The organism is Lachnoclostridium sp., from assembly GCF_031997925.1.
Classification (GTDB): Bacteria; Bacillota; Clostridia; order Lachnospirales; family Lachnospiraceae; genus Lachnoclostridium.
Genome location: NZ_DAMADT010000002.1, coordinates 211,724 through 216,090 on the forward strand (window position 1 = coordinate 211,724; position 4,367 = coordinate 216,090).

A 4,367-nucleotide genomic window follows, 5' to 3' on the forward strand; every position below is an offset into this window, starting at 1 on the left:
GTTGATCCTGATACACAAACTATGTTTACAGAAGGTGTACGTGGTAATGGTGCTATCTTAGTTAACGTAGAAGGTAAGAGATTTATTAATGAATTAGAAACGCGCGATGTAGTATCAGCTGCTATTTTAGAGCAAAAAGATCAGTACGTTTGGTTGGTATTTGACCAAAAGGTTCGTGAAAGTCTAGCAGCAATTGAAAAGTATATTAGTTCAGGGATTGTAGTAGAAGCAGATACCTTGGAAGAACTTGCAGAAAAAACAGGAATGGATGCAGCAAACTTTACAGAGACAATGAAGACATATGCTGGCTACGCTGAATCCGGTGTTGATAAAGATTATGAGCGTAGTGATATGCAACAAACATTACAAACTGGAAAATTCTATGCGGCGAAATGTGTACCTGCAATTCACCATACTATGGGCGGTGTGAAAATCAACAGCGAAGCACAAGTATTAACAGAAGATGATAAAGTAATTGAAGGTTTATTTGCTGCAGGTGAAGTTACTGGTGGTGTACATGGGGCTAACCGTTTAGGTGGCAATGCAGTAACAGATATCGTTGTATTTGGCCGTATCTCTGGTACTTCAGCCAATTCTTACGTTCAAGCAAATGGGGGTAATACAGAACCAACGATTAAGGTGGAAACACAAGATGGTAATGTGATACCTGAAGTTGAAGGAAATTATAAAGACGGTACTTATACTGGTTCTGGAAAAGGTAACAATGGTGATATTACTGTAGAAGTTACTGTAGAAGGCGGCAACGTTATTTCCATAATATTAACCTCTCATGCAGAAACACCTGGTATCTATGAAGCAGCAGAAAAGAATATAGTTGCCTCCATTATTAAGACTCAGTCTACAGATGTGGATGTTGTATCTGGAGCAACAAATTCTTCAAATGGTATTATAGATGCAGTAAAAGCAGCGTTGGTTAATGCAAAGTAAGGTTTTCTTGATGTATTATTTACTTAGTGACTCTATATAAGAAAAAGGTAACATAAATAGTTAAGACCTTACCGGATGGCAGTATGCTTTCTGGTAAGGTCTTTAATTTTAGGAAGGTAAGAATTATTATATTTTAACCTCACAGGGAAGTCACCCGCTTCTGTAAGCGGACAGTAATTGATTTAGTCAGAATAGAAGTAGTACATATAGGGTACTAAGTGCAAAAGCACAAACCATACTTAATGTTTTGGTAATAAAATATTGAAATAAGGATAATCCTGAGGTATTAATGACACTTTTTGTTTGGGCAAAACCAGAAAGCCCACCGAACGCTGTGATTGTGGTAATCAGGATTATTTTTGTTGGATCTGAAAAGGGAATACGAGTTAACTGATCGATTCCTGTTGTTATTTCCAAAATTGCAGAGATGAAGGCTGCCACAAAGGGTGGAAGTAACTTCATATGAAGTAATAGGCTTGCCAAGACGGAAAATAATATGATATAACCTCCAACTTTAGTAACAACCTCAAAACCACTTAGGATTGCATCATCAAGCATTTGAAATTCAAAGGTTTGTTTTTTAATTGTTACGGGATTTTGTGGGTTAATCTTATAATTACTCATATTATCATCGGTATCATTTGATAATTGAAAAGCGTGTAGTAGTGATTTATTTTGATGAATTTTACTTGTGTCCTTTTCTCTTGAAAATTTTTCTTTTATGTAGTATATAGTGAGAGAACTTATAGCAGAAGAAGCAAAGAGTACAATCAATAACATAATACCAAGGTCAGGTCGTTTTAACTTTGATGCAGCAATATAACTAATAATAAACATCGGGCTTGCATTATTACATAGTGCACATAGGAATTGAGCTTCTTTTTTAGAAATTAGCTGTTGCTCAAACATATCTGATGTTGTCTTTGCGCCAACAGGAATTCCAGAGAGAAATCCAATGAAAATCGGATAACATCCTTCTTTACTGATCGGGAATAGATGCTTTAATACAGGATATAAGAATACGGATACCACTTTCGTAACACGAAGCCGTATTAATAAACCCGATAATATCATAAACGGAAGGAGTGCTGGTAATACAGTCTCAAACCAAAGCATTAAGCCAGATTTTGCTCCTTCAAGTGAAGCGATTGGAAAGGTAAGCATTAGTATTAATAATAGTAAAAGGCCGCCTTTTAGTAGGCGGCCTTTTCCAAACATAGAAGAATGGACGCTTACCTTTCTATATTTCATTTCCTGTTTTCGTTCCATACAACACCGTGTCACATACTATTAATAAAATCTATGTGATAACTGACAAACTATTCCTTTAGAATTACAGGTCCATGGGTATATTCATCGGAAAAGTTCGCGTGAAATTTTTGGAATATCATTTGATTGTACAGATGGGTTGCCCTCACATCTTGTTCAAACAATTCATATTCTTCTTGATTTAGAAGTTGTTTTGCATTCGCTGTTTTCACAATGAGGGGAATCCTGTTTTCCTTGGTAGCAGTACGAAGTAGTTTAGTCGCATCTGTTCGAAAGCCAAGTATTCTACCATAAGAAGCTTCTATATGTTGTGTCTTAGGTATGGAAAGAAGGATATGAAGCAACCCTCGATTAATTCTTGTTAAGGTCAATTCTTTTGTTTTTAGTGACAGACAAAAATCATCGTATGTCTTAGCATAGGTTAGGTTATTCTTAATTCTATTTGCTAGTTCTGGCGTTACATCAGCATATAAGGTTAGATCTTCTTCTTTTATCATGCTTAATTTATAGTATAAAAGGGAAGTAAAATCATTACGAAATATAGGGTAGGTTTTTTGATACTCCTGTTTTAAGATCGTCACTGTTTCTAATGGTAGGTCTTTCGGTAAAGAAAATAAGTCATCCTTTGTTAAAACACTGCGAATTGCTGTGGCAGATGCATTTGGGAGTGAGACATTACTATCATGGTATCCTGCACCTTGTCGCTTTATAGTGACGGCTCTTAGATTACTCTTTCTTTTTTGAATCGCCTTCATATACTCAATTCCTAAAATATTATTTGGAGAATTCAAAAGAATTTCTAAGGAGGTTTGATCATACCCTAAGCTTTCATTTTCTTTCATATAATTTATAAGTGCTTTTGTTCTTGCCTTTGGAAAGGTTAGGCCTGACTTTAACTCTTTTCTTAATTCTTGTTGGTATGAAGTGGGTTCTTCTACTAAGATTTCTGCAAGATGTTCAAGCAATTTCATATCACCGCATTCACTTCCAAAACAGATATAGTCAACAAATCCCAGGCGATCTAGAATCGAAATCCCTGCATAGGCAAAAGCCTCGGCGCTAGCAGTGGCATAGCAAACTGGCAGTTCAATAACAAGATCTGCACCATGTGTTAGAGCCATCTTAGTACGAGCATATTTATCAATAATCGCAGGGATACCACGTTGTACAAAGTTACCACTCATAACAACAACCACCTGTGTAGAGCCTGTTAGTAACTTTGCTTGTTCCAATTGGTATAGATGTCCTTGGTGAAATGGATTATATTCCGCTATAATTCCAACAGTTTTCATTTGAATCACCATTCCTTTCCATAACTTATAATTTTTTGACTACAGGCACTATATTTACACAGTGACTTGAAAAAAATTCACTCAGTGAAAAAAACCTTGTCTTTGAAAAAACTTTGTTTTTTTTCACTAACTCCAATCATTATGCCTTATTCCACAGAATAGTTTAGGTTTTAATGCTATTCTTTTAAAAAGTAAACAAAATGAAAGCGTTTACATAATTTGCACTTGTATCTCTTGATAGATAGTATTATAATAAAAAATGGTTGTTTTGTGAAGAATAGTTCTTAAATAGAAAATAATCGAGGTCTTTCATATTAAATACAGAGGCAGATTATAACATTCTAAATCGCAAAACGAAGGATAAAATTAGGTGCTATACATATAGACTGAAAGGAGTTTATTATGGGATTTATTGATGACATCAAAGCAAGAGCAAAACAGAGTATTAAGACTATTGTTTTACCAGAAAGTATGGACAGAAGAACAATTGAGGCAGCTGCTAAGACTTTAGAAGAGGGCAATGCTAACGTAATTATTATCGGTAGTGAGGAAGAAGTTAAGAAGAATTCAGAAGGTCTTGACATTACGGGAGCTACTGTAGTAGACCCTAAAACATCAGACAAGCTACCAGCTTATATTGACAAGCTTGTAGAACTTAGACAAGCAAAAGGCATGACCCCTGAGAAAGCAAAAGAGCTATTAACGACGGACTACATTACATTCGGCGTAATGATGGTTAAGATGGGCGATGCAGATGGTTTAGTATCTGGTGCTTGCCACTCTACAGCAGATACCTTAAGACCATGTCTTCAGATTTTAAAAACTGCTCCAAATACTAAGTTAGTTTCTGCTTTCTTC

General features: G+C 35.6%; 4 protein-coding genes. 2 read left to right on the plus strand and 2 right to left on the minus strand.

Features of this window, described 5'->3' with window-relative positions:
- The coding region (locus RTP52_RS02530) for an FAD-binding protein (RefSeq protein WP_312369020.1) at positions 1–948 on the plus strand (948 nt) is incomplete at its 5' end.
- A 186-nt stretch (positions 949–1,134) separates the two neighbouring features.
- On the opposite strand, the gene RTP52_RS02535 is transcribed toward RTP52_RS02530, so the two are convergent.
- Positions 1,135–2,217: a nucleoside recognition domain-containing protein gene (locus RTP52_RS02535; RefSeq protein ID WP_312102244.1), complete on the minus strand. Its 1,083-nt coding sequence runs from the start codon at positions 2,215–2,217 to the stop codon at positions 1,135–1,137.
- Positions 2,218–2,267: 50 nt separating this feature from the next.
- Positions 2,268–3,509, minus strand: coding sequence for a nucleotidyltransferase (locus tag RTP52_RS02540; RefSeq protein WP_312102246.1), 1,242 nt, complete (start codon positions 3,507–3,509; stop codon positions 2,268–2,270).
- Between the two features lie 402 nt (positions 3,510–3,911).
- Here RTP52_RS02540 and RTP52_RS02545 point away from each other — a divergent pair.
- Positions 3,912–4,367 (plus strand): phosphate acyltransferase (locus RTP52_RS02545; RefSeq protein ID WP_312369022.1); only part of this gene is annotated, 456 nt, incomplete at its 3' end.

Coding starts and splice junctions, on each gene's coding strand:
- RTP52_RS02535 (WP_312102244.1), bottom strand. CDS start 2,217: ATGGAACGAAAACAGGAAATGAAATATAGAAAGGTAAGCGTCCATTCT.
- RTP52_RS02540 (WP_312102246.1), bottom strand. CDS start 3,509: ATGAAAACTGTTGGAATTATAGCGGAATATAATCCATTTCACCAAGGA.